Source organism: Acinetobacter sp. AOR12_HL (assembly GCF_027855275.1).
In the GTDB taxonomy this organism is placed as follows: domain Bacteria; phylum Pseudomonadota; class Gammaproteobacteria; order Pseudomonadales; family Moraxellaceae; genus Acinetobacter; species Acinetobacter baumannii.
Window position 1 is genome coordinate 185,353 of sequence record NZ_JAKTIJ010000020.1, and the last position, 23,969, is coordinate 209,321.

General features: G+C 38.2%; 17 protein-coding genes. 6 read left to right on the plus strand and 11 right to left on the minus strand.

Annotation, left to right across the window (positions count from 1 at the left end):
- Positions 1–8: 8 nt before the first annotated feature.
- On the minus strand, positions 9–1,637 hold the full coding sequence (gene basE / locus MKL36_RS09395) for a (2,3-dihydroxybenzoyl)adenylate synthase BasE (RefSeq protein WP_021511014.1): 1,629 nt from the start codon (positions 1,635–1,637) through the stop codon (positions 9–11).
- A gap of 161 nt (positions 1,638–1,798) precedes the next feature.
- Between basE and basD the strand changes: the two genes are divergently transcribed.
- Together basD and basC are read left to right on the plus strand one after the other, a co-directional pair.
- Positions 1,799–4,741 (plus strand): acinetobactin non-ribosomal peptide synthetase subunit BasD, encoded by a 2,943-nt coding sequence (gene basD / locus MKL36_RS09400; protein ID WP_021511015.1) that lies wholly within the window; start codon positions 1,799–1,801, stop codon positions 4,739–4,741.
- Positions 4,742–4,788: 47 nt separating this feature from the next.
- Positions 4,789–6,099 (plus strand): putative histamine N-monooxygenase, encoded by a 1,311-nt coding sequence (gene basC, locus MKL36_RS09405; RefSeq protein WP_021511016.1) that lies wholly within the window; start codon positions 4,789–4,791, stop codon positions 6,097–6,099.
- Positions 6,100–6,167: 68 nt separating this feature from the next.
- On the opposite strand, the gene MKL36_RS09410 is transcribed toward basC, so the two are convergent.
- From MKL36_RS09410 to bauD, 5 genes are all read right to left on the minus strand, one after another.
- A complete protein-coding gene (locus MKL36_RS09410; protein ID WP_021511017.1) occupies positions 6,168–8,495 on the minus strand; it encodes a TonB-dependent receptor in 2,328 nt (775 codons plus the stop codon).
- A gap of 85 nt (positions 8,496–8,580) precedes the next feature.
- Positions 8,581–9,549 carry a siderophore-binding periplasmic lipoprotein BauB gene (bauB, locus tag MKL36_RS09415; RefSeq protein WP_001104135.1) on the minus strand — a complete coding sequence of 323 codons (969 nt, stop codon included), beginning with the start codon at positions 9,547–9,549 and terminating at the stop codon, positions 8,581–8,583.
- 6 nt (positions 9,550–9,555) lie between these two features.
- Positions 9,556–10,326, minus strand: a complete 771-nt coding sequence (bauE, locus tag MKL36_RS09420) for a ferric acinetobactin ABC transporter ATP-binding protein BauE (protein ID WP_000582115.1) — start codon at positions 10,324–10,326, stop codon at positions 9,556–9,558.
- The gene (gene bauC, locus MKL36_RS09425) at positions 10,323–11,270 is read right to left on the minus strand and encodes a ferric acinetobactin ABC transporter permease subunit BauC (RefSeq protein ID WP_021511018.1); all 948 of its coding nucleotides are present in this window, start codon (positions 11,268–11,270) and stop codon (positions 10,323–10,325) included. The genes bauE and bauC overlap by 4 nt, the downstream gene beginning before the upstream one ends.
- Positions 11,270–12,211, minus strand: coding sequence for a ferric acinetobactin ABC transporter permease subunit BauD (gene bauD / locus MKL36_RS09430; protein ID WP_001159458.1), 942 nt, complete (start codon positions 12,209–12,211; stop codon positions 11,270–11,272). The genes bauC and bauD overlap by 1 nt, the downstream gene beginning before the upstream one ends.
- A gap of 631 nt (positions 12,212–12,842) precedes the next feature.
- Here bauD and basB point away from each other — a divergent pair.
- Complete coding sequence (gene basB, locus MKL36_RS09435) at positions 12,843–14,873, plus strand: acinetobactin non-ribosomal peptide synthetase subunit BasB (RefSeq protein WP_086374091.1); 2,031 nt, start codon at positions 12,843–12,845, stop codon at positions 14,871–14,873.
- Positions 14,874–14,943: 70 nt separating this feature from the next.
- On the opposite strand, the gene basA is transcribed toward basB, so the two are convergent.
- Positions 14,944–16,791: an acinetobactin non-ribosomal peptide synthetase subunit BasA gene (basA, locus tag MKL36_RS09440; RefSeq protein WP_086374092.1), complete on the minus strand. Its 1,848-nt coding sequence runs from the start codon at positions 16,789–16,791 to the stop codon at positions 14,944–14,946.
- A gap of 393 nt (positions 16,792–17,184) precedes the next feature.
- Here basA and bauF point away from each other — a divergent pair, with 393 nt between their 5' ends.
- A complete protein-coding gene (gene bauF / locus MKL36_RS09445; RefSeq protein WP_021511021.1) occupies positions 17,185–18,045 on the plus strand; it encodes an acinetobactin utilization protein BauF in 861 nt (286 codons plus the stop codon).
- On the opposite strand, the gene MKL36_RS09450 is transcribed toward bauF, so the two are convergent.
- Positions 18,042–18,665 (minus strand): helix-turn-helix transcriptional regulator, encoded by a 624-nt coding sequence (locus MKL36_RS09450; protein WP_000528174.1) that lies wholly within the window; start codon positions 18,663–18,665, stop codon positions 18,042–18,044. The two genes, bauF and MKL36_RS09450, sit on opposite strands and share 4 nt — an antisense overlap.
- A gap of 252 nt (positions 18,666–18,917) precedes the next feature.
- Here MKL36_RS09450 and MKL36_RS09455 point away from each other — a divergent pair, with 252 nt between their 5' ends.
- Together MKL36_RS09455 and MKL36_RS09460 are read left to right on the plus strand one after the other, a co-directional pair.
- The gene (locus MKL36_RS09455; RefSeq protein WP_021511022.1) at positions 18,918–19,886 is read left to right on the plus strand and encodes a threo-3-hydroxy-L-aspartate ammonia-lyase; all 969 of its coding nucleotides are present in this window, start codon (positions 18,918–18,920) and stop codon (positions 19,884–19,886) included.
- A gap of 245 nt (positions 19,887–20,131) precedes the next feature.
- The gene (locus tag MKL36_RS09460; RefSeq protein ID WP_000995333.1) at positions 20,132–20,818 is read left to right on the plus strand and encodes a pirin family protein; all 687 of its coding nucleotides are present in this window, start codon (positions 20,132–20,134) and stop codon (positions 20,816–20,818) included.
- A 34-nt stretch (positions 20,819–20,852) separates the two neighbouring features.
- On the opposite strand, the gene MKL36_RS09465 is transcribed toward MKL36_RS09460, so the two are convergent.
- From MKL36_RS09465 to MKL36_RS09475, 3 genes are all read right to left on the minus strand, one after another.
- Positions 20,853–21,092 (minus strand): hypothetical protein, encoded by a 240-nt coding sequence (locus MKL36_RS09465; RefSeq protein WP_162281441.1) that lies wholly within the window; start codon positions 21,090–21,092, stop codon positions 20,853–20,855.
- A 163-nt stretch (positions 21,093–21,255) separates the two neighbouring features.
- Positions 21,256–21,819 carry a TetR/AcrR family transcriptional regulator gene (locus MKL36_RS09470; protein ID WP_021511024.1) on the minus strand — a complete coding sequence of 188 codons (564 nt, stop codon included), beginning with the start codon at positions 21,817–21,819 and terminating at the stop codon, positions 21,256–21,258.
- Between the two features lie 694 nt (positions 21,820–22,513).
- Positions 22,514–23,917 carry a MoeA protein gene (locus MKL36_RS09475; RefSeq protein WP_021511026.1) on the minus strand — a complete coding sequence of 468 codons (1,404 nt, stop codon included), beginning with the start codon at positions 23,915–23,917 and terminating at the stop codon, positions 22,514–22,516.
- Positions 23,918–23,969: the final 52 nt, after the last annotated feature.

Sequence of the window (23,969 nt, forward strand, 5' to 3'; positions counted from 1 at the left end):
AATATTTATTAAGATGTTGTAGATGTATTTAAAATGCTGCGAAGTTGTTTTTTGTCCACCTTACCGACTGCGGTTAGTGGCAAACTTTCGATTAATTTGATCTGGTCTGGAAGTTTGTATTGTGCAATGCCTAACTCCATGAGATGGCGTCTGAGCACAACAGCTTTAAGTTCAGGATTCCGAGAAACAATAAAGGCACAACTTTTTTCACCGAATTGTTCATCAACAATTGCGACCAAAGCTGCGTGCATAACTTCTGGATGCAAAAGAATAAGTTTTTCTATTTCTTCCGAAGCAATCTTTTCACCACCACGGTTAATCTGGTCTTTAATTCTTCCTACTACACGTAAATTACCATCAGGAGTACGCTGCACGAGATCGCCCGAATAGTAATAGTTGTCCTCATCAAAGACCTGTGAATTATGTTCAGGGCTTTGGTAATAACCACAAAAGGTATAAGGTCCCCGAGTCGCAAGCATCCCTATTTCACCTTCTGGGACTTCCCTATACTCATCATCCACAATTTTGATTTCATCATCAGAACTGATAGGACGCCCTTGTGTCGTAAAGATTTGCTCGTCGGAGTCATCGAGTCTGGTGTAATTGACCAAGCCTTCGGCCATTCCAAATACTTGTTGTAATTTACAATTGAGGATTTCAGGAACTTGACGAGCTAAAGATTCAGGGAAACTTGCTCCCCCCACTTGAAGCAACTTTAAAGACTGGATTTGATCTTTATATTGCGCGGCTTTTTCTAGCCACATAATGACAGCACTCGGCACTAAAGATGCCATATTGACTTGATGTCTTTGAATAATAGAGAAGCAATTGAGCGGTTCAGGATTTGATGCCATAACAACACATCCACCTGCATGTAAAACGCCTAATGCACCGGGTGAACTCAACATAAAGTTATGCGGAGCTGGCAGAGCGCACAATAACCGGGTATTTGAGTTTAAACCGCAAATCTCGGCACTGGCCCTCACACTATAGTCATAGTCATTATGCGTTCGTGGAATAAGTTTTGGTGTTCCCGTACTTCCACCTGACAACTGAAAGAAAGCAACTTCATCAGCAGGTGTAGATGAAAAATCGACAAAGGTCTCTGCTGGTGTTTCAATCCAGTCTAATAATCCGAAATCGGTAGCTTGATGATTGAGCATCAAAATAATTTCAGGACTTAAATTTACTTCATGAAGTGAATCAATAAATTGATTATTGCTAAATACTTCATGCTGACGCGAACCAATTAAAAGCTTAGGTTGAATCTGTTTAATAAAGGCATTTAGTTCATATTGGCGATGGCTATATAGCGCATTGAGTACAACCACGCCTGCTTTAAGCAAGGCAAAAAAGACAATATAAAACTCCGCAACATTGGGAAGTTGTACTAAAGCAGTATCACCCTTGCCCAAGCCTTTTTCAGCTAGTCGAGAGGCTAAATTTGTTGATAGCTGGTCCAGCTCGATATAACTCAACTGACGCTCACCACAAATAATTGCCGGTGAATGCGGATGCGATTGAACCCCTACCGTTAAAATGCGCGTCAAAGGTTGGTCAATCCAATAACCTTTATTTCGATAGTTTTGCGCTCTCTCGGGAGACCAGCGAACAAACTCAATCAACTGTTTTTTCATGACATTCTAAATATTCAATTTAATTTAATGGTTATCAAGCTATTGATTCTTTGTAAATTTTCTTACATATCGGCATAAATATTTAATTTGAATACCGACAAAAGAAAACTCTTAAGACGGACAAGCTATATATTCACAGCAAAATTGGAAATGATTAACAAATGCAACTGGTAATCATTTTCATTTGTTTGTATGATGCTGAAACAAGATTAATTTGTCAACCGAGTTATCGTTCAATGTGTGAATTAACTTCGATGCAAGCGGCCTGCTGGTTTGGTCGCTCTGGCAACGCAACTTTAGGTGGGGTTGCTGCCCACCTCTATGCAGAATTTGACGGTCAATTTATTGATCTACAAAAATTACATTTAGCACTTCAACGACTTTATAAAGAACACCCTATTTTGAGATTAAGTTTGAGTGCCGATGGCATCGCAAACATTATGTCTGAGAAGACTCAACAGATATTAGAAGTCGATAATTTTTCAAAGCTTAACGATCATCAAATTGAGCAAATGCTCATGCAAAAACGGGAGCAATGGACCCATCAAAAACTTGATTTAAGTCAGGGCCAGACTGCAAGATTTTCTATAAGTGTTCTTAAAGATAATATTTTTCGTTTTCATGTAGATACGGACATGATTGCTATAGATCCGTCCAGTTTTTTGAACTTGATGGAAGATCTTTCTTTGTTTTATGAAGACCCAGAAATATCATTCTCCCGTCCGCCTAATTTTTTTGACTGGTATCAAAAAATACGGACAGACCCTGACCTAAAAAAATTAAACCAACGAGACCGCTTATGGTGGAAACAACGTCTGCCTCATATTAGTCCTGCTCCGTCTCTACCTTTCATTCATCAAGAATTCAAAACAGCAAAAAGTGATCGTTTAAGTACGTGGTTATCGCCGGAAGAACGAAAAGCATTACAACAACTTGCTAGAGAACAACGCATTACTGTGACCAATCTGATATTAGGTCTATTTGCCTATACGCTTGGTCATACAACCAAAGATCACAGCTTCCGATTAAATATTCCTACTTTTTGGCGCGAGCCAGTTTTAAAAAATGTCGAAGGCACTATTGGTGATTTTGCTAATTTAGTCATCCTTGATGTCGATATGAATAAGACGACTACCTTAGCCGCATTCTGCAAACAAATAGCAAATCAAATGCTTGAGTTATTAGAGCATTCACATTATCCGGGTGTTAATGTTCTACGTGACCTGTCCCGTTATCATGGTAGTGCACAGATTGCTCCCGTGGTATTTACAGCGGCACTCGACTTAGAAAACGATAATTTGCTTTCCGAACGTGTCCGCCGTGTTTTTGGCTCAATGAATTGGGTCATTTCACAAGGGCCGCAAGTTGCACTTGATGCACAAGTTGCTCATGTAGATGACGGTATTTTAGTTAATTGGGACATCCGTTTAGATGCTCTACCCAAAGAATGGATCACGAATTTATTTGAATCTTTTATTCATTTACTTAAAAATCTTGCCGCACATCCTGAGCAACTGAATACACAAATTATAAGCCCAGCACAAAATACCTCGTCAGATCGTACGTCTCAAAAACCATTAAATGCATTACAGCAAGCCTACCTATTAGGCCGAACTCAAGCCCTTCCCTTAGGTGGTGTTGCCATGCAAGAGTTTAGGCAGTATCACGGCACAATGGATATTGTTTTATTAAGACAACGATTGACAGAAATGGTACGGCGGCATGACAGCTTACGAACCTATATTGATAAAAACAGGTTAGTACAATATGTAAGCGATCAAGTGAGTGTCAATTTAAAAGAAATAGACCTAACTACATGGGAACCTGAACATGCTTCTCACCACATCGAGTCCTATAAAAATAGTTATACGCATGAGCTATTTGATTTAAATCAGTCGCCTTGGAATATCACCGTATTTTTATTAAAAAATAATCTATTAACAATTTTTGTCCGCTTTGATGCATTGATTTTAGATGGCCGATCTATAGCTTCACTTATGTTAGAGCTGTTTGATGGACAACAACATGATATCCAAACACAAATAGAAAAAAATGAAGTTGAAAATAGCTTATCTGTTTATCAAGCAGATATGGCTTACTGGGAAAGAAAATTTTCTAAATTATCGGCTATTCCTGCGCTTCCGTGGAAAACGCCCTTACAGCATTTACCGACTTCACGTTACCAACGTAATAGTCTGGTTATAGAAAAAGATCAATTTAAACAGTTGTCTAAAATTGGCGCAAAACATTCACTGTTTAAAAACTCAGTTATCATGGCGCTTATTTTGGAAGTGCTATCTCATTGGAACACTGAAAAATCTCTATGCGTTGCTGTTCCTACACTTCCCCTCTATGCCGGACCATTTTCTAATAGCTCTACGTTTATTGCTGTTGAGTGGAAAGCTTTAGATCAATTTGCTGAACAAGCAAACCGCTTACAAACTGAAGTTTTAGAGGGGTTACAGCATCTTTCATTTTCAGGCGTTGATCTCGCTCGACTATTATTTGAAAAAGTTGGCACTGCTCCAGTATTGCCGATTGTAATTACAAATGGTTTGTCATGGCCGGTATTATCTGAATCTCATCCTATTCAGCAACTAGATGGCCTTACTCAAACACCTCAAGTTGCAATTGATATTCGCTTTAGCACAAGAAATGACGGCGCTTTAATTTTCGATATTGATTATGCCCAAGAAGCATTTCCACCCAACATGATTGACGATTTCTTGGATGCACTGCAATTAGCAATCAAGCAAATTATTGGTTCAGAAATATTCAGTTTTGATCTCAGCAATTTTTTCAGTGAGCTTCAAAATAAACGACCATATTTTAAAAATAATGAGTCCGATCATTCATCTATACCACTTGAAAATAATGCTAAACAGCAAAATCAACTACTCGACATTTACTTAGAAGTGATAGGCCACACGCCAAATAAGGAAGTGGACAACTCAACTCATTTTACTCATCTCGGGCTACGTCCACATCATTTAAAGGCCGTTTCAAAACGTATTAATGAAACATACGCGATTCAGCTCTCACCTGTTCAACTTATTCAATGTCGCAATATTGCTGATGTAGAGAAACTACTAACAGCACATTAATTCGTATTTTGAACTTTCATCATTTTGGAAACAGATAAAGTATAAACATGAAAAAAATAGATATTACCGGAATTGGTATTGGGCCATTCAACTTAGGTTTAGCTGCTCTTTTGTCTCATCATCCCGAAATCAAAAGCGTATTTTTAGAACGTAAACCAGAATTTCGATGGCATGAAGGGTTGCTATTGCAAGGTACGACATTACAAGTTCCTTTCTTTGCCGACTTGGTTACTATGGCCAATCCTTGCCATCCCTTAGGCTATATTAATTATTTACATCAACATGATCGCTTACATCAGTTTTATTATTACGACAGTTTTTTAATTCCACGCCGTGAATATGACCATTATTGCCGTTGGGCTTCAAAACAATTACCGGATTGTCGATTTGGAGAAAACGTAAGCCATGTGGAATATGATGCCAAGCTGGATAAATTTATTATAGAAAGTGAATCAGCCTCGGGCGAAAAACAAAAATATATAAGCCAAAATCTGGCGATTGGTATTGGGACTAAACCTCGAATTCCTACGTGGCTTGAAACATGCAAACACCCTTTAGTAAAACATTCTGCGGAGTTTGCAAAAATTCAGGAACAACTTAAACAATGTAAACAGGTCACGGTTATTGGCTCAGGCCAGAGTGCAGCAGAATGTGTGCTTGCTTTATTTAATTCACTTACCCCAGAACAAGTAAAAGCAGGCGCATCTATTCGTTGGATCACACGTTCTGCCGGCTTTCACCCAATGGAATATTCTAAACTTGGGCAAGAATGCTTTACCCCTGCATATATGCAATATTTCCAAAGCCTGCCTAGAGATAAACGCCGCGATATTGCTGCTAGTCAGGGCCTGATCTATAAAGGGATTAGCTTCTCAACCATTGGCGATATATATGATGTGCTTTATGAGCGTTCAGTGGCTGGTGAAAAATCTGGTTTAAGCCTATACACAAGCTGTGAGGTTGAATCGGTTGAAGAACTTGAATCGGGTTCTCTGCGTTTAACCTGTTTGCACACCCAACTCGATCAACGTTGCGAATTAGAAACTGATGCCCTTGTCGCAGCTACAGGCTATGTTCATGATTGGCCTGAATGGTTCCAAAATATGAAGGGTTCTATTTTAGCTGTTGATGATAAAAATGATTGTATTGTTCAAGAAGACTTTACGGCTTTACGTTGTGATCAGGGACAAGGTCGAATTTTCATTCAAAATGCCGAGATTTTTCAGCAAGGCGTTGGTTCTCCAGACTTAGGGATCGGAGCAACTCGAAACTCAGTCATTATTAATCAATTACTGGGGCGTAATGCTTATCGAATTCCTAAACAGTCTTCTTTCCAGCACTATGGTTTACCAAAATAAAAAAACGCTTAATAAAAAACTGCCAAATCAAATTTGGCAGTTTTTTTATATGTTCTTTTTAGATCAAATTAAAAATCAATTGTGGCAGATAATAAATAAGTACGTGGTGCACCAAGCATTAAATTTGTAAATTGAGGCATTGACCAATATGACTTATTGGTGAGGTTATCAATATTCCCGCGAATAGTGACAGGAAATTGAGCTATTTTCGTATTATAACGTGCGCCAATTCCGTACACTTCACGTCCAGGCACTGAGGTTGAATTATCATTATAAATATATTGTTTAGACGCAGCTGTCGCATTGGCAGTCAAAGTTAAGCCCGGGATATACGACACATCACCTTCAATACCAAGCTTAGCTTGCACTTTTGGAACACCGGCAACAACATTTCCTAACTCGCTTGCAATTCTGGTTTTTGTAATTTTAGGATCAATATAAGTTAATCCTCCCATTACACGAATATTGTCAACAGGTGAACCATAAAAGCCCCATTCAACTCCGCGATTACGTTGTTCTCCATCAGCACCATAAATAGATTTGATTTTTTCATCGGTACTTTTAATTACATACGAATTTCTAGATTTGATCTGAAATACACTAAACGTATTGGTGAAGTTACCGCTGTCAATTTTAATTCCGGTTTCCATCTGTTTAGTTTTAAAAGGAGAAAATATTTGCCCCTCATTTTCGTAGTTTTGTCCTGTAGGTACGGTTCCCCCTGAGCTTAATCCTTCAATATAGTTTGCATATAATGAAACATGATCATTTGCTTTTACCAAAATTGCAGCTGCAGGTGTAATAGCGTTCTTATCATAACGACCGTTAATATTTCGGACGCCCTGCCCATTTAAACTTTCGGTGACAATATTTTGAAAACGCAGTCCTAAGGTTAATTGGACTTGATCTTGAAGAACCGACATCGTATCGGCTAAGCCAACACTTGTTAAATTTTCTTTATTACTAAAAATAGGTGCAATAGGAACGCGATTCGGTTTACTGCCCCAGTTCGGATTATAAATATTAGTTACACGATCTCCCTCAGGAAATCCCTGTCTAATACCAGCTTCGTCATCCGTTTCGCGGTAATGTGTTGCATTGAATGCCAGAGCATGTTTGACAGCACCTGTATCAAATTTACCACGTAAACCCACTTCAGCAGATTTACGTTCATATTTGAAACCTAAATGTGCAATATTAAACTTTATATCTCCCGCTTCGTTTTGTATTTCAGTTTTAGCAGCACCTAAAGTGTTATATTCTGTTTTACTCATACCTGCCGTTGCATACGCCATCCACTTATCATTTAAGTCATACTCGCCTCGGATCATACCTCCCGTATCACGCGTGTTATAGACCGTCCACGTTGGGTTCAATAAAGTATCGGGATTTGGCGCTTTGGGTAAATTAACACCCGGTAAAATGGTTAAACCACGATTTATACCGTCAGCATGGTCACGGCTAGTATATAAATCGGCTGAAAGTCGTGCATTGTCGCCTCTCCAATCTAAACCAAGTGAAAATAGATGAGTGGTTTTTTCCTGCTCTTTAATCGGTCCTTCACCATCTCGATATACGCTATTGAACCGCACACCAAACTCTTTGTTTTCACCAAAACGGCGCCCAATATCCAGATGGCCTCCGAATTGTGAATCCGACATATACGTCGTTGTAAAACGAGTTAAGGGATCATCTCCTGCACGTTTCGGAACCAAATTAACTGTTCCCCCTAAAGTTGAACCTGGAGGCATTCCGTTTAACATTGCTGAAGGGCCTTTTAACACGTCAATACGTTCAAACATTTCCGGTGAGGCGCGATATAAAGGAGCAATACCATATAATCCGCCCATAGAAGTATCGCGGCCAGCAGCCACAGAACTTGATCTAAATCCACGAATAGCATAACTTTCTGCAATTACGCCGTAAGCGCCAGTTGAAAAAATAGATGGATCCGTTTTTGCAATCACATCGGTGATATCTTTCGCTTGCTGATCTGCAATATATTTTTCTGTATACGCAATGGTATTAAACGGGGTTTCCATAGCGGTTTTATTACCTAAAAAGCCAACTGAGCTTTTCGACGAAACCTGCCCTCCCGCATAAGTATCATCTTGTTCAGCTTTTACGGTAATTGCGGGTAAAGCTGCTACATTTGTTTGAGCAGCCTGTTGTTGTTCTAGAGTTTTTGTTGAATTATCAATAACAGCAGCATAGGTGTTTGATGCACATAGAACAAATACGGTGCCTAATGCATAGCCTAATCGAAGGGCCATTTGTGCAGATGCAACACCATTTAATACAAAAGAACGGTGATTAATTCTTTGATCATTCCCAGTTTTAAAATTACGGTTATCGCTAACGTTGTTCATTGAAAGACCTTTAATGTTGTGATTCATTTTTTATTAACTATCTGCTTAAAATTCATAGCAAAATAGTGAAAATTTATGCTGTAAAATTTAACTAAGTGATGTGCCCAAAAATTTATTGATAGCCTTTTTTCACATCTTCCATCACTATTTTGAGTGAGGTTGGGCTTGCAGCCGTGGTGTACCACGCATCGGCATCGACAAAAATGACACGACCGTTTTTCCATGCTTTGGTTTGACGTAATAATGGATTTTCAACACTGGCAGCATTAATGTTTGAGCGATGTTCCATCACAGCAGTTCGGTCCACGATATAAAGAATATCGGGATCCGCTTTTTTGATGAATTCACTCGAAATAGGTTGCCCATGTAGACTTGTATCCACCACACCACTTGCAGGCTTTACCCCAAAAGCACTAAAAATAAAGCCATAGCGTGACTGAATACCAAAATTACTAAATGCCCCATTGTTATGAAGAACGACTAATGCTCTTTCTGGGCGATTGGCCGTTACGGCTTGTACTTGCTTCACCTGTTCAACAAGTTCAGAAACTTTCTGGCGGGCTAAATCTTCTTTATTAAATATTTTTCCTAAGGTCATCATATGGTCTTTAACCAGACCAATATGATTACTCTCGCTATTGTTGAAGTTGATATCGTAATGAATGGTCGGGGCAATTTTGGACAGTTCCTGATACTGATTAACGTGTAATGGCGTCATCAAAATCAAGTCTGGCTTTAATGCATATATCCTTTCCATATTGGGCTGTACAATTGCACCCAAATCCTGAATTTGTGCATCTTTTTTATATTTTTCCAAAAAGTGTGGAACATAATCTTTTGGCATTCCCATAATCGGGACATTGAGTTGATCTAGAAAGTCAGCTTCATTCATATCAAGTACGGCAACGCGTTGCGGTAAATGATCTATCACCGTAGTTCCAAGCGCATGTTTTACCGTAATCGGTTCTGCTAGCTTCTGAGAAGCTTGAGTGGTATCTGCAACTTTTTGATCACATGCTTGTAGAGTGACAGCTGCCGCTATGATGAGGGCTACTCCCCCATACTTTTTCTTCCAGTTCATATGTATTCAAGCTCCAGATGAGTTGAAGTAATTACACATACAGCCACGCTCACTGTATGTAATTTCAAAATCAAGCTCGTACAGATCATTTAATTGCGCCTCTGTAATCACTTGTTCCGTTAACCCACTGAAATGAAGCTTGCCGTTCTTGAGCGCGACAATATGGTCAGAGTAATTCGTGGCAAAATTGATGTCATGAATGACTAAAATCACAGTGCGCCCTTGTTCATCACATAAGCGTCTGAGTGCACGCATAATTTGAACGGCATGTTTCATATCAAGGTTATTTAAGGGTTCATCTAATAAAAGTACGTCTGTTTGCTGGGCGATCGTCATCGCCAAAAAGGCCATTTGCCTTTGACCACCACTAATTTCATCTATGTAAGATTTGCGCAGTGGTTCTAAAGAAAGAAACTCAATAGCTTCATCAACCACCTGATGATCTTGCTCGGTTAAAACACCACGGCTATAGGGAAAGCGTCCAAATGACACCAGCTCTTCTACGGTTAAGCGCAAATTAAAGCCGGGTGCTTGACGTAAAGTCGCGACATGCTTGGCGTAAACAGCGGTTTTAATATCCGCAATATTTTGATGATTAAGAAAAATCTCGCCTTTATCTGGCTCAATTAAACGTGCCATCATCATGAGCAAAGTCGATTTTCCGGCTCCATTTGGACCAATGAGTGACGTCACCTGACCTGTAGGAAATTCAACATTTACGTCAGTCAGTATTGGCTTATTTCCATATGACTTATTGATATTCTTGACATGAATCATGCAACACCTCGGGTACGAACCGTCAGCGCAAGGAAATAAATGCCACATACCAGATTGACCAAAATGCTGACGGTCGTTTTGTAATTAAAAACGTGCTCAACTAAAATTTGAGCAGCAATAAATATGGCAATCGTGATGGCACAACCCATGGGCAGCGTTAATTTATGCTTATAACTTCTTGCTAGTGCATAAGTAATGTTGGCAATAAATACGCCCATAAATACTGTTGGGCCAATCAGACTGGTAGATACCGCAACCAAAATAGCGATCAGGGCTAAATAGAAACTGACATAGCGGTGATGATGAATGCCTAATGAAATGGCTTGCTCACGCCCTAAAACCAGAACATCCAAAACAGGAAGTGCTTTCCTACCGAGGAATAGAACAATGACTACGGCTAAGCTGGCATACAATAAAGTTTCTGGTTGAGAGCGATTAAAAGAAGCATAGCTAAGGCCTTGGAAAACAGAAAATTCACCAGGATTAATTTTGAGTTGAATAAATTGAGTAACCGTCCCGACGACCATCGTAAGGACTAAGCCTAAAAGCAACAGGAGAAAGACATCATTTCTGCCATATGGCAATAACCACTTATGGATTACCCACGAATAAAGCAGCATTAAAACGATAGAGATAAAGAAATTACCATTTACCCCTAACTGGCTTAGTCCATGTGTCCCCCAAAAGAACAACAACAAAACTTGCCATAAGAGATAAATCGCTTCATAGCCCATAATGGAAGGGGTCAAAATACGATTACCCACCAACGTTTGAAAAACAATCGAGGAAAAAGCAACACAAATACCGGCTATCACAATCGTGGCAAGACGCAGAAGTCGATTAGGAATGACATAATCAAAATCTAACCCTGAGTTTAAAAATAAAAAAACTACTGCTAGACAGACGACAATCAGATAAATCATCCATAGCTTTGTAATACGCATTATCTGAACTCCCTCAAAATGAGGATGAGGAAAATAATTCCCCCCACACCACCTGCGGTAAGTCCAATTGGCACTTCAAATGGATAAATGATTGAGCGACCAAGAATGTCGCAAACCAGTAATAGAGACGCCCCACCTAAAGCCACAATGGGCAAGGTTTTAGCTAAGTTCTCTCCGTATTTCAGTGCGACTAAATTGGGGACCACGAGCCCGACAAAAGGAATAGCACCAACCGTAATTACTGTGGTCGAAACTGTAATGGCAACCAGTATTAAACCAATGGCGGCTATAGCCGCATAACTGAGTCCTAAGCTAGAAGCCATCTCTTCACCCATACCAATCACGGTAAAGCGGTGTGCAAAAAGATAAGTCAGGACAACAATCGGAAAAATAATGTAAATGACTTCATAATGACCTTGGACAATTTTTGAAAAGTCCCCTAAAAGCCACCCTTGCATACTTTGTAAAATATTAAAGCGATAGGCATAAAACTCAGCTAAGGCACTCAGTACACTGCCGTACATCAAGCCAATAACCGGTACTAAAACCGTATTTCTAAAACGGATCCGCCGAATAATTGCGATATAAATTAAGCTAGCAATAAAACAAAAAATGATCGCAAATATCATTTTACTCAGCGTGCTGGTTACCGGAACTAAAGTTAACGACACTAAAATTCCCAGTTTGGCAGCATCTAAACCACCCGAAGTTTCCGGTTCAACAAACTTGTTACGCACAATATGCTGCAAGATGACGCCACATACCGCCAACCCGATACCGGTGAGCACAATAGTAATTAAACGAGGGATACGGCTGGCTGTAAGAGTGAGCCAACTCTCATGAGAAAAAGAAAATAAGGTAGACCACTGTATTTGCTCAGCCCCGAGCAATAACGAGCAAATACATAAAATGATAAAAATACAGAATAAGCCGAATTGCATCAGTGGCGTGCCCCACTTGAGCGTAATAAAGCCGATGCAAATTGCAAATTTAGTCCCATCAAAACAAAGCGAGGGAAAATTTGTTCAACATTTGATGGGCTTATTAACCTTTCATGATTGAATATTCTCATGAAAATTCCTCAATTTTATCGAGACAACAGAATCAGTTCCTTTTGAATAGGCAAAATCACCGCCCTATTCCGAGGAGCGTTTTTTTCATCTTTAAATTATTTTTGCCCAACCAATTTCGAATTAAATAAATATTAATCAATCACTTATTATTTATTTTCTATTTTAAAAATTCGTCATTCTCAATTGGTACTATCTACTTGCAAATAATAATCTTGATGTAAATGAGAATCAATTATAGTATGTTTAAAGGTAAAATGTAACCCTACTGTTACATCAGTACAGTTCATGTGGACATCAACTCATTAGAAAAAGGTCAATTTTTGCAAACAAGCAAATCTATAACATTATGAATTATATTAAATTTAATCTAATGTAAAAAATTTGCGAAATAAAAATTGATGAAAATAGCCATTTGATAAACCAGGATTCATTTATGTTGGAACAATTTTCCAAATCGCCCTCTCTCCTTTCGGTTACTGATTACGAAGAACATATCTGGATGTTGCAATTACAGCAGCCTGAACAAGTTAATCGACGTTTTAATCTGTGGAAAGTTAATCAAGGTTTAGACATTCAACTGCTGATTAAAGCAATTCAAGACATTATTAAAACTACGCCTGACTTAAATGTCCGCTATACATTTAGTGACGAAGGCGATTTATACAAATATCCTTTTGATGACCATACAGCTTGCCTAGAATTAAAAAAGAGCAATACAGAACAAGTATTTGAGCAGATAGCTACCTTAAAAGCGCAATCATGGAATGCAGAATTTCATCCCCCTTTTTTTACAAGTCTCGTAGAAACTGAACAAGACTATTTTCTTATTTTAGCGCTCCACCCTATTCTTGATGAAAGCTATCAAAAGTCAGATTTCATTCAGGCTATACAAAATAGATATCTACAATATTCACCAAATAATATGCCATTGGTACTGACGGAAATTGATATCTCACATCATCTAGATACAAGTTTCGCAAAAGCGTCAGAACAACCTAACCAAACCTATGTTTCAGAAATTATTTTAGAAGAGTTCCGAAATACGCTCGCTGAACCAGAAATGAGCCAACATGATGACTTTTTTGATTTTGGTGGCCATTCACTATTAGCAACACGAATTATTGGAAACCTACTTAATAAACATGGAATTGAGATTCAATTTAATGATTTCTTTAAATCCCCATCTGCTGCTGATTTAGCCCAATATGCTTTCGTTAAATCTGCAAAAACCGAAAAATCCACCTTACAAAGTGTCGATAAAGCCCCGCTTACTTTAGCTCAAGATTTCCTGTGGCAAGCTTATTCTGCGTTCGATTTTAGCCCAATTTATAACTTGCCATTTGCCGTAGAATTCCTTGAAGAAATTAATGAAGATATTTTCTTTCAAGCCTTTACAGATATTGTTGAGCGCCATGCAGGTTTACGCACAATTTTTAATAGCGCCAATGGTCAAACCTATCAACAGGTGGTTCCTACATCTGAACTTCAACAATTCAAATGGTTTTGGAACAGTGCCGAAAGTAAAGATGCAACGCTTGCAAGTGAAGCTTCATATAAATTTGATTTAACTCGCGAACTTCCCTTAAGAATTCGTTTAATTCGAAATGCCAAAGGTCGCCAAACTCTATCGTTTTTAGTTCACCACATGGTGATTGATGAATGGTCTTTAAATACCATTATGGCTGACCTTGCGCATGCTTATCTTGCTCGTTCAAATGCTCAAGCCCCAAACTGGAAGGCACCAGCCCAATCCATTCTTGATTTTTCTTTACTCCAGCAAAAGCAAGGGATCAACCAAAACCATCTAAATTATTGGACTAACCTGCTAACAGGGGCAACCAAAGGTCTAAGCCTTCCTGTTTCGGAACATGAATTAAATGCTGAAAAGGAAAAACCACAAGTCCAATGGCTCGAATTTAAATTTGCACCGGAAATGCATGAAAAGCTTCTCGCATTTTCGAGACAACACAGCTCTTCTATTTTCACGGTTCTCTATACTGCTATCGCCCATGCATTACAGCAACAAGGTAATTTAAAAGATATTGTGATTGGTACTTCTGCCTCTGGACGAACTGATCCTGAGTTTTTTGATACGGTGGGTTACTTTACGACTATGGTGGCGCATCGCACACAGTTTAGCCCTTCAGATTCATTCCAATCGTTGCTCCACAATATCAGTACAATGATTAATACCTCGATGGCCTATGCAGATATTCCAATCAACCATATACAAAATGCATTAGGGATGAGCGCAGATGAAGGACTGTTATTTGATGTGTTTATTCATATCCATTCAAATAATGCTTTAAACGGCGCGCTTAAAACACCTCAGGGACAAAACCTTCCTTATCGTCAGATTTTGCCCGAACGTGATGAATCGATGTTCGGATTACATTTTGAAATTATGGAAAATGTGATTGATGGACAGCATCAGTTAAGCATGATTATTACGTATCAGGCCCACCGCTTCCCGACTGCAACAGTGCAAAGTATCTGTGAAAAAATTAACGCAACCTTAGCTCAAATCTAGTTGCCCTAAAACCAACTATGTGCTTAAAAGCAAACATCTCAACTTCGCTTTTAAGCACATTTCAATTTTTCTATTTTATTTGCTGCTCTACTTTATTCACCACATCCTGAATTGTTTTGCAGCTAACTAGCGTATAAAAATCAATTTGTGTATTAAGCTTTTGAGAAAGTTTCTGAGCAATACTCATGAGTTGTTTCGAACGAATTCCTATATCTAATATTTCACTTCTATAAAAAATATCCATTTTTTCAGCTTGGCTGTCAGCTATGCATTCACGGAAAACCGATAAAACCGAATCCCCCACCTCAGCTACTGCTGACGATGCTTTAGAAGAGTTTGCAGACAACGCAGAAGTTACGTAAATTTTCCCCTGAGCGATTTCTTGCACAGCTTTACGATCAATTTTTCCATTTCGAGTGAGAGGTATGGTTTCGACGGCCAAATATTTCGAAGGAATATGTGAACTCGGCAAATGCACTTTTAAAAAGTTCTTTAATTCGGGGCTATTTAGGCGAGTAGTTTTGTATTTATTTTCTAGGGTGTAAACAGCGACTAACTCTTGAGTTTCAGTTGTTGGGTGTACACAACTGATCACTACACAGTTATGGATATACGGGTTCTTCATCAAAGCATTTTCAACCTCGGCCGCAGAGATTCTTACACCTTTTATCTTTAAATAACCTTCCTCACGTCCCGCAAAAATAATATTTCCATCTTCCCTAAAATATCCTTGATCACTCATGCGAAAAGCAGTTTGAGTTTCATTTTCGCTCACTTGAATATCAACGAAATCTTTATAATTAATTTCCCCATCAAGTAAATAACCATTAGATAAATTCAGGCCAGTCATGTACATCGTACCGACCTCGCCCATTTGGCAAGGTTTCAGATTTTCATCCAAAATAAAATACTGGTTATTTTCTAAAGCTTTTCCATACGGAATAATTTCCTGATCCTGCTCATTTATTTCATGCCATATACTCCAAATTGTGGTCTCGGTAGGCCCACCTAATGAAAATAAACGAGCGTTAGGTAATTGTTGTCTTAACTTCGTTATAAGTGAGGGCTTGATATAGTCGCCGCCTTGGGCAATTAAACGCAAAGATTGTAATTGTTCTTTTTGAGCTACACTGAACAACATATCGACAATGGCAGGAACACTGCTCCAAATCGTAACCTTGTAACTATCTACTAAATCGGCCCAGACAACAGCATTTTTACTTTGCTCAAAAGATGGAACCACCAAAGTTGCACCCACTGCCATTGAAGCAAATACGTCAAATACCGACATATCATGGTGAAACGGTGTTACCGCCATAATCACATCGTCAGTAGTAATTTTCCATTCCGAGATCGTCTGTTGTAGCGTGTTTTCTGTGGCTTGATTATTTAAGACCACACATTTCGGAGTTCCTGTACTTCCCGAAGTATATAAATAATAAGCCGGACGTCGGTTAATTTCGGCATTTAAGCTCGGTTCATACTCAGTTGTGGCCGATAAAATTTCTTTAATATTTAGGTTTTGCACACCTGCAATGGATGAGTCACTCACCACAACATCTGCCCGACTATTCGTCAATAAATAGTTCAGTCGCGACGGCGGAGAATCCATATCTACAGGTAGCCAAATGATGCCAGTGAGCGCACATGCCAAAGCTGTATAAATATGCTCAGGACTTTTTCTCAGGCAAATTGCCACCACGGACCCTGTTGCCAAGTCTTGCATTTTTAGCGCATACATGACTTTGGCGACTTGAGTCCCTACCTCAGCATAACTAATGCTACGACCTTCAAAAATGAGTGCTGTTCGATTGGAATTTTGATCAAAAATATTTTCATAAATTCGCTTTAAGAAATTTTCTATATTGTTATTTTTATCATTCATTTGCCCTAAATTTTGACTCAAATCTTTTAGCATTTATCTTGGTCCTCACCCTATTCTTTATGCAATACCACCCAACCTAATATTCAAAACAAAGTTATAAAAATGTCGTTTTCATCGCTGTTTGTTTGAATAATAGATACCCCAGCACAATAATATAAATGATAATCATTTACAATTACTATTAAGAGAAATATCAATTTCTTTCTTTTAAAAGCCATTAATAAAAAATGATAAATATCAAAATAATAAAATAATTTTTGCTATTCGATTTAATTGCTTAGAGAACTATTTCTATGGTCTAAAACACACAATTAATAATGATTATTATTTACATTAAGAGCTAACTTCGTTATCGTAGCTCATAGAGAGATTACATCTATATCAATTATCGCGCTCTATAGTAATCATTAAGCTTGGGTTATATATATGACAAAAATTGCAGAAAAATCGAAACAAGAATATGGCGACTTACTAAAAGAAAAAGACCATTTACAAGATATGGAACAACTTGAGATGACTATTGTCTCGATCCAGACGCCGTATCCTTCTATTGTAAGAATTCAAGGAAAAATCAATACATTACAACCAGAGCTTTGGCAAGCTCCCAATTTGGCAATTCGGTTAATTGTGAGCAATCCGCCAGAGGGACAACCCATTTCACGCGTCTATACGGTCCGTTCATTTAACCCTGTAAATGCTCAAATCGAAATTGATTTTGTTAAACATGAAGATTTAAGCCCAGCAATGGAATGGCTTAATTCGGCTCAAGTGGGTACAAAAATCGGGCTTATTGGCCCACGCCCCCATTTCATTCCCAATTTCACAGCCAAAAAGCATGTGGTCATGTTTGCCGACGATACGGCTGTACCCGCGTTATATTCAATACTCAAGCAATGGGAACTCGGCATAAGTGCGGATATTTTCATTGAAAGTTTTGAAAAAGACATTGCTAGCCAATTACCCGAACTTGAGCATGTCAAAATTCATTCGTTCCATAAAGAACATCACACGTCACAGAAAGGCCTTCTTTTAAAGGCAGCATTTGCACTAGAAAATTATGAAAATATTACGATTTGGGCAGCTTGCGAACGCAACGAAGCAAGAGCCTTACGTCAATTTTTTCTAGAAGACCAACAGTTAAATAAAAATGACGTGCGTATTGCTGGCTATTGGAGAGATGGCATATCAAGTTCAGAGTTAGACAAACTGCGTGCTCAACATTATCAGGAACATATTCAGCAAGGTAAGACCTTGAACGAATATGATGACCTCGATTTGGCAAATTAAGTTTCTTTTACATACAAATAGGCACTGGCTCTGGATATACCTAAATGTTGGGCAACCGTTTCCACCGCCTTTTTAATTTCTAGTAAGCCATTATTCTTGAGTTCTTGTATTAATTGCTTTCTCTCATTGAGTTTTAACATACGCGGTGTAGTGGCATGTTTTGAAGCAAACTGATCGATATATTTTCGAATTGCTTCCGTGCCATTTGGTTCCAAATTTTCAATAATGCTGTCAGTTTCAATTTTAGTGAAATGCTCTAAAGCACTTTGCATCCCTCTAAATAAGGTTAAATCAATATTCATACATAAAGCAGCTACGTACTGGCCCTCTTCATCTTTAATACCGATCGAGGTGCTTTTTGCAGGGCGGCCATCTGCAAACTGGTTAGCATAGTTTGTAATAAGGTTTGGAAACTCCGGAGACATGATTCTTGCCAGCCCCAACTCAGTTGCCGGATCTCCAACTTTTCGGCCAGACAAATTATTGTGTATTGAAAGTATGGCATGCTCAGGATTGGTTAAGTCATGGACAACCACTTCACAAAAAGGCGCTAGTGTTTCACTTAACCCTTTCGCGATGGTATCAAGTTGAGTGAGTAAATGTTTATCACGATTGCCCAATGTATTTCTCCTAATGACTTAATACTGTTTCAAACCCTAGAGGGAAGTACACAAACAGTAATTTAGACTTTTTATCTAATTTTAAACTTAATGTAAATCAAAATCTTATATCTCATTGTTATCAAATTAAAAAATAAATTAGACATTTTATCTAAATATATATATTTTATCTAAACAAGGTCAATAGATTGTGCTTTCCTTGGCAATACGAAATCTTGCATCCGAAAACATTGAATAGAATCAGGTTTAATTATGAACAATTTAACCCTTCCAAATTATGAAGATGTCGCAGCCGCTGCTGAACGTATAAAAGATTTTATAAATAAAACTCCTGTTTTAACTTCACGTACGGTGAACAATGAATTTGAAGCAGAAGTGTTCTTTAAATGTGAGAATTTTCAGCGTGTAGGCGCTTTCAAATTTCGTGGTGCCATGAATGCACTTTTGCAATTTAATGAGACTCAAAAGAAAGCAGGCGTAGTTGTTTTTTCTTCGGGAAATCATGCACAAGCCATTGCGCTTTCATCAAAAATTCTTGGTATTCCAGCAACCATTATCATGCCTAAAGATGCACCTGCTGCAAAAATGGCAGCAACGCGAGAATACGGCGGTAATATTGTTGAATTTGACCGTTATACGGAAGATCGGGAAAAAATTGGAAAAGAGATTGCCGAAAAAAATGGTCTGACATTAATTCCGTCTTATGACCATCCGCATGTGATTGCAGGTCAAGGTACGGCTGCTAAAGAGTTATTTGAAGAAGTCGGTGATTTAGATTACCTGTTTGTATGTTTAGGTGGTGGCGGTTTGCTGGCAGGTTCTGCCCTGTCTGCTCGACAGCTTTCTCCGAACTGTAAAATATATGGCGTTGAACCTGCGCTAGGAAATGATGGACAAATGTCTTTTAGAAAAGGCGAAATTGTTCATATTGATACCCCACCAACCATTGCCGATGGCGCGCAAACTCAATATTTGGGCAAATTGACCTTTCCTATTATTCAACAGAAAGTTGATGATATTTTGACGGTCACAGACGAAGAACTCATTAACGCTATGAAGTTTTTTGCTGAAAGAATGAAGATGGTGGTCGAACCGACTGGATGTCTCGGATTTGCGGCTGCCCGTAATTTAAAATATGAGTTAAAAGGCAAACGTATCGGCATTATTATTAGTGGTGGCAATGTCGATATTTCTAAATACGCGGAGTTTTTATCTGCTTAATCAAACTCAATGTCTATCTATAATTTCCTTTAAAGCCTTATAGGTAGGCATTTATATGTAAATGTCTTTTTAAAAAGCCTGCTTTATACAGGCTTTTTTTATATCTAAAATTTAAAACGAATATTTATAAAAATCTTAATCATCTTAAAAATGCAACAATATGTTGCATCTACTCTATTTTTAGCTTTACCCCACAGGTTTAACATATTCCTCAAGAGATAAATAATAATTGAGGAGATCGAGTCATGAATGCTTATTTGCATCGTAGTGAAGATCGTGGTCATGTTAAAGCAGGCTGGTTAGAGTCTTATCATAGCTTTTCGTTTGGTAGCTGGTATAACCCTAAATATATGGGGGTAAGTGCACTTCGAGTCATTAATGATGACCGAATCGATGCCCACAACGGTTTCGGCACTCACTCGCATGATAATATGGAAATTTTAACCTGTGTGCTTGATGGTGCAATTTCACACCGTGACACCATGGGAAATGAAGGCCAGATTAAAGCAGGTGAATGGCAACTTATGAGTGCTGGTACAGGTGTTGCTCATAGTGAGATCAATAACACCGATACGCCAGTGCACTTATTACAAATCTGGATTATTCCCGATGTAAAAGAAGCCGAGCCAAATTATCAGCAAATTAGTTTGGACCCACGTAATCAACCTAACGAATGGCATTTGATTGCAGGGCCTGATGCAAATGCACCAATGCATATTCGCCAAGATGCAGAGGTAAAATCTGCTGTACTTGAAAAAGGTCGTGAACTGCCAGTTGAGACTTCAAAACGAGTTAATTACGTTCATGTAATTTCAGGTGAAGTGCGTATTGGTGAGTACGAAGTGAAAGCGGGTGATGCTCTGGTCTTTGAAGATAATGCCGTGATTCATGCAAATGAAGACAGCCAATTTATCTGGTTTGATTTACCTTAAACTGCTTAAAAGCCCTTTTATATGAAAGGGCTTTTTAGTCACTGCTACCGCCTCCATCACATGCGCCTGAGTCGGAAAATGATGAGCAATCATTTGATGAATGAGAACTATGGTGACTGTTATCGTAAATATGATGGTGTGGTGAATGTGTTGAAGCTGAATAATCATGCTCACCCGATGGTGAATAATTTTTTGAATTTCTGAGTAATGCGATTAAGCAAATGATTCCAATACTCGAAAAAATGGCAATAAATATCACAATAAATAACTTCAAATAACGCCCTCCTTCATACAGCTATAGAGATCATTGTTGTTTTTCTCTTTTCATTATTTAAAGGAGCCATGCTGAATAAACAAGTTATTTTTTGATAAATACAGCATGCAGCCCCCTTTTTTATAACTCCTATTTAGCCGCTACTGGCGCAACCCTAAAATTTTCATTTGCATGTAGTTAGCCCTCGTAAAAAACACTCAAACACACTCTCCCGCTCGTTTACCCCACCAGAGCTTAAAAGCTGAATGATTGTGCCTTCCACCATATATAAAAATAGTTTGGCATCGGTAAAAGAGACATCAGATTTTAGTATTCTAAGCTGGCTATAAATTTCATTTTTGAGCCATGTTCTATAGCGCACTGCGGATTGATAAGCGTTGGGATAGCTATTTTTAATCTCAAAAACGGCTTTAAATAATAAGTAATACGGCCCTTCTAGATCGGTATGTAGAAAGTAAAGGTTTTTGAGTTTATCGATTGCGGAAGTACTTAAATCATACTCAACCATTGCGACTACTTGTTCTTGGAGCTTTTCTTTTTGCACCATCAGGCAGATTTCAATAAGCCTTTCTTTAGAGTGAAAATAATTATAAAAAGTCGCTTTTGTAATCTCTGATTCTTTCACTATTCTGTCGACGCCAATAAGGTGAAATCCACGGTGATGAAACAGATCAATCGCTTTATTTACAACGTATAAGGCACGCGTTGGGAGAATTAAATTTGGCATAGTTTTACCGTTATAAATTCTTGTTGTTTGTAAATGAGATACTTTTTTGGGAGAAAAAAAGGCACAGCAAAGCCTATAAAGACTGTGCTTGGCACATCTCAAGTTTTATTGTTGCTAAGTTTTTTGTTGTGACGATTTAAAGCCTGAAAGGCCTAATGGCCCTCAAACTGCTTTAAGGTTTATGTGGTGTCGTTATAGCTTTTGGCATTGAGAGCCAAGAAATAATGGATGTGCAAAGCCAACTCCTTTTTATTGGGAGTTCTGCCAAGGCATTAAAATTATGGTGGCAGAACGAAAGAGGGTTGACGAACTGGTCACACGAGGCCAGCACACCCGAAGGTGTCCCCCTTCCGTCCTACCGCTACGAGAGGGAGACGAAGAGCTGCCCAAAACTATCCCTCAGAAGGAATAATTCTGATACTCGTGTGAAACGGTTCGTCAAAACCGACTGGCAATGTGGCCAGCAGGCAAAGGATAAGCTTCACATTTATTGCAGTCAAGCACACAAAATGACATTTGCTTTAATTTAGATCATTAAAAAAGTAAGGCTAAATAATGAGTAAGTTATTGTTTAAGAGGGGTTTATAAAGGTGGGGTTAGGGTAATAGTTTTATAGGATAAAGTTTTGGAGGTGTAACCATTAAAAAAGTTTAAAGGTTACATCGCCCAATTAAGTTATACATAGAAAATAGATTCAATCTATTTTCATAAAATATAAATCATTGCCTTTGGCAATTACTTTTTCTTGAAACGGAACCATTACAATACAATTTGCACTAAGAGGTGGCTCTATTTGATATGGCTGCTGTTCAATAATTTCTAATATATATTCCCCACTTTCGTGAGCCTTGTAATGACCCCATAACAATTTTCTATTTGTTACATCAGGAACAATCTCTATGTCCGTTTTACCTTTGAAATAAGCATGATCAAAAAAGTCTGAGATGTGTTTATTTAAAATATATTTCACAAAAGCATGCATCAGAATCGCAATATCTTGGATATCACCCGGTAAGTTAATAATAGTCGCTTTGTCTTCTGTAACGACTACACGCATACCTTTGTGTTTACCGTTCTCATCATAAATCTGAACTGTCTCACGACTAGGTGGCGTTCTATCTTTACCCTTGAGAATTTTAATTTCATTACCAGGCATACAACGAGTATTCAAAGCCGCTGATATACTACTTTGATCAAAGATCGGAAGTTTCTCAAGCTGAAATAAAGCGGAACGACTATTTTGATATGTACAACAAAGAATGACATCAAAATTCATAGTCTGTTCTTCAAAGAACTTTATATAATCGTTCCTGCCTGTCGTTAATGATTCATCTAAAGCCGAATTATTATCTTTTTTAAGGCTATTAAATGCAGCATCGTAACGTTCAGGTTTAAGTGATTTGATTTCTACCTGCTCATAGCCCCATGTTTTCAAAACATCTTTAACATACAGACTTTCCTCACTCATTTCTTCTTTATCAAAAGAATGCATACTTACAATAAGAATTTTTGGTTTTTTATAAATAGTTAATTCTTTGATCCCTGCCCGTCTTAAGATAATTAGTTTTTCAGGAGTTAACCTCTCATCTTTTTTTAGAATCACATCGCCTTGTTTAAATATGCTGCCCTTAGGAATAACACCATGCATGGCAGAGATAGGGCCAATAATCTTTTTGGCATCGGTATCAGAAAGATCAAGTCTTTCATCTTGTTCAGGAATGACCGAATCTAAAGACTCTGGTAATTTTGTATAAGCAGGAATTTCTAACAAACTTGGAGTTTTTAGGTCTAATTTATACGGATTAATAGATCTATAAAGCTGTTGCCCCCAGTAGTACCAATTGGCAATGAATAAAGGGCTTTCTATACTCGCAGTTTGAGTTGTTTCTGAATTAATAGCCCAACCCGCATATTCAGATAAATTATGCAGAGGATAATCCTGTAAAGCATATACATCACTTGCGTTAACTTGATTTATTGCTTTATCCAGCTCTACAGTTTCTTTTAGATCACCTTTAGGCAAATTTATATTGATATGATAAAAAATGTCCGTTAAATGATTTGGTAAGTTATCTGGTATTGGAAGTTTTTTTTGCATAAATATAGATCCTAGAAGTACCTCAAATAGGAGGTACTTCATTAATTTTAAT

Coding starts and splice junctions, on each gene's coding strand:
- MKL36_RS09470 (WP_021511024.1), bottom strand. CDS start 21,819: ATGCCAAATTTAATTCTCCCAACGCGTGCCTTATACGTTGTAAATAAA.
- MKL36_RS09475 (WP_021511026.1), bottom strand. CDS start 23,917: ATGCAAAAAAAACTTCCAATACCAGATAACTTACCAAATCATTTAACG.
- MKL36_RS09460 (WP_000995333.1), top strand. CDS start 20,132: ATGAATGCTTATTTGCATCGTAGTGAAGATCGTGGTCATGTTAAAGCA.
- bauE (WP_000582115.1), bottom strand. CDS start 10,326: ATGATTCATGTCAAGAATATCAATAAGTCATATGGAAATAAGCCAATA.
- MKL36_RS09455 (WP_021511022.1), top strand. CDS start 18,918: ATGAACAATTTAACCCTTCCAAATTATGAAGATGTCGCAGCCGCTGCT.
- basC (WP_021511016.1), top strand. CDS start 4,789: ATGAAAAAAATAGATATTACCGGAATTGGTATTGGGCCATTCAACTTA.
- basA (WP_086374092.1), bottom strand. CDS start 16,791: ATGCTAAAAGATTTGAGTCAAAATTTAGGGCAAATGAATGATAAAAAT.
- basE (WP_021511014.1), bottom strand. CDS start 1,637: ATGAAAAAACAGTTGATTGAGTTTGTTCGCTGGTCTCCCGAGAGAGCG.
- basD (WP_021511015.1), top strand. CDS start 1,799: ATGCAACTGGTAATCATTTTCATTTGTTTGTATGATGCTGAAACAAGA.
- bauF (WP_021511021.1), top strand. CDS start 17,185: ATGACAAAAATTGCAGAAAAATCGAAACAAGAATATGGCGACTTACTA.
- basB (WP_086374091.1), top strand. CDS start 12,843: ATGTTGCAATTACAGCAGCCTGAACAAGTTAATCGACGTTTTAATCTG.
- bauB (WP_001104135.1), bottom strand. CDS start 9,549: ATGAACTGGAAGAAAAAGTATGGGGGAGTAGCCCTCATCATAGCGGCA.
- bauD (WP_001159458.1), bottom strand. CDS start 12,211: ATGCAATTCGGCTTATTCTGTATTTTTATCATTTTATGTATTTGCTCG.
- bauC (WP_021511018.1), bottom strand. CDS start 11,270: ATGCGTATTACAAAGCTATGGATGATTTATCTGATTGTCGTCTGTCTA.
- MKL36_RS09410 (WP_021511017.1), bottom strand. CDS start 8,495: ATGAATCACAACATTAAAGGTCTTTCAATGAACAACGTTAGCGATAAC.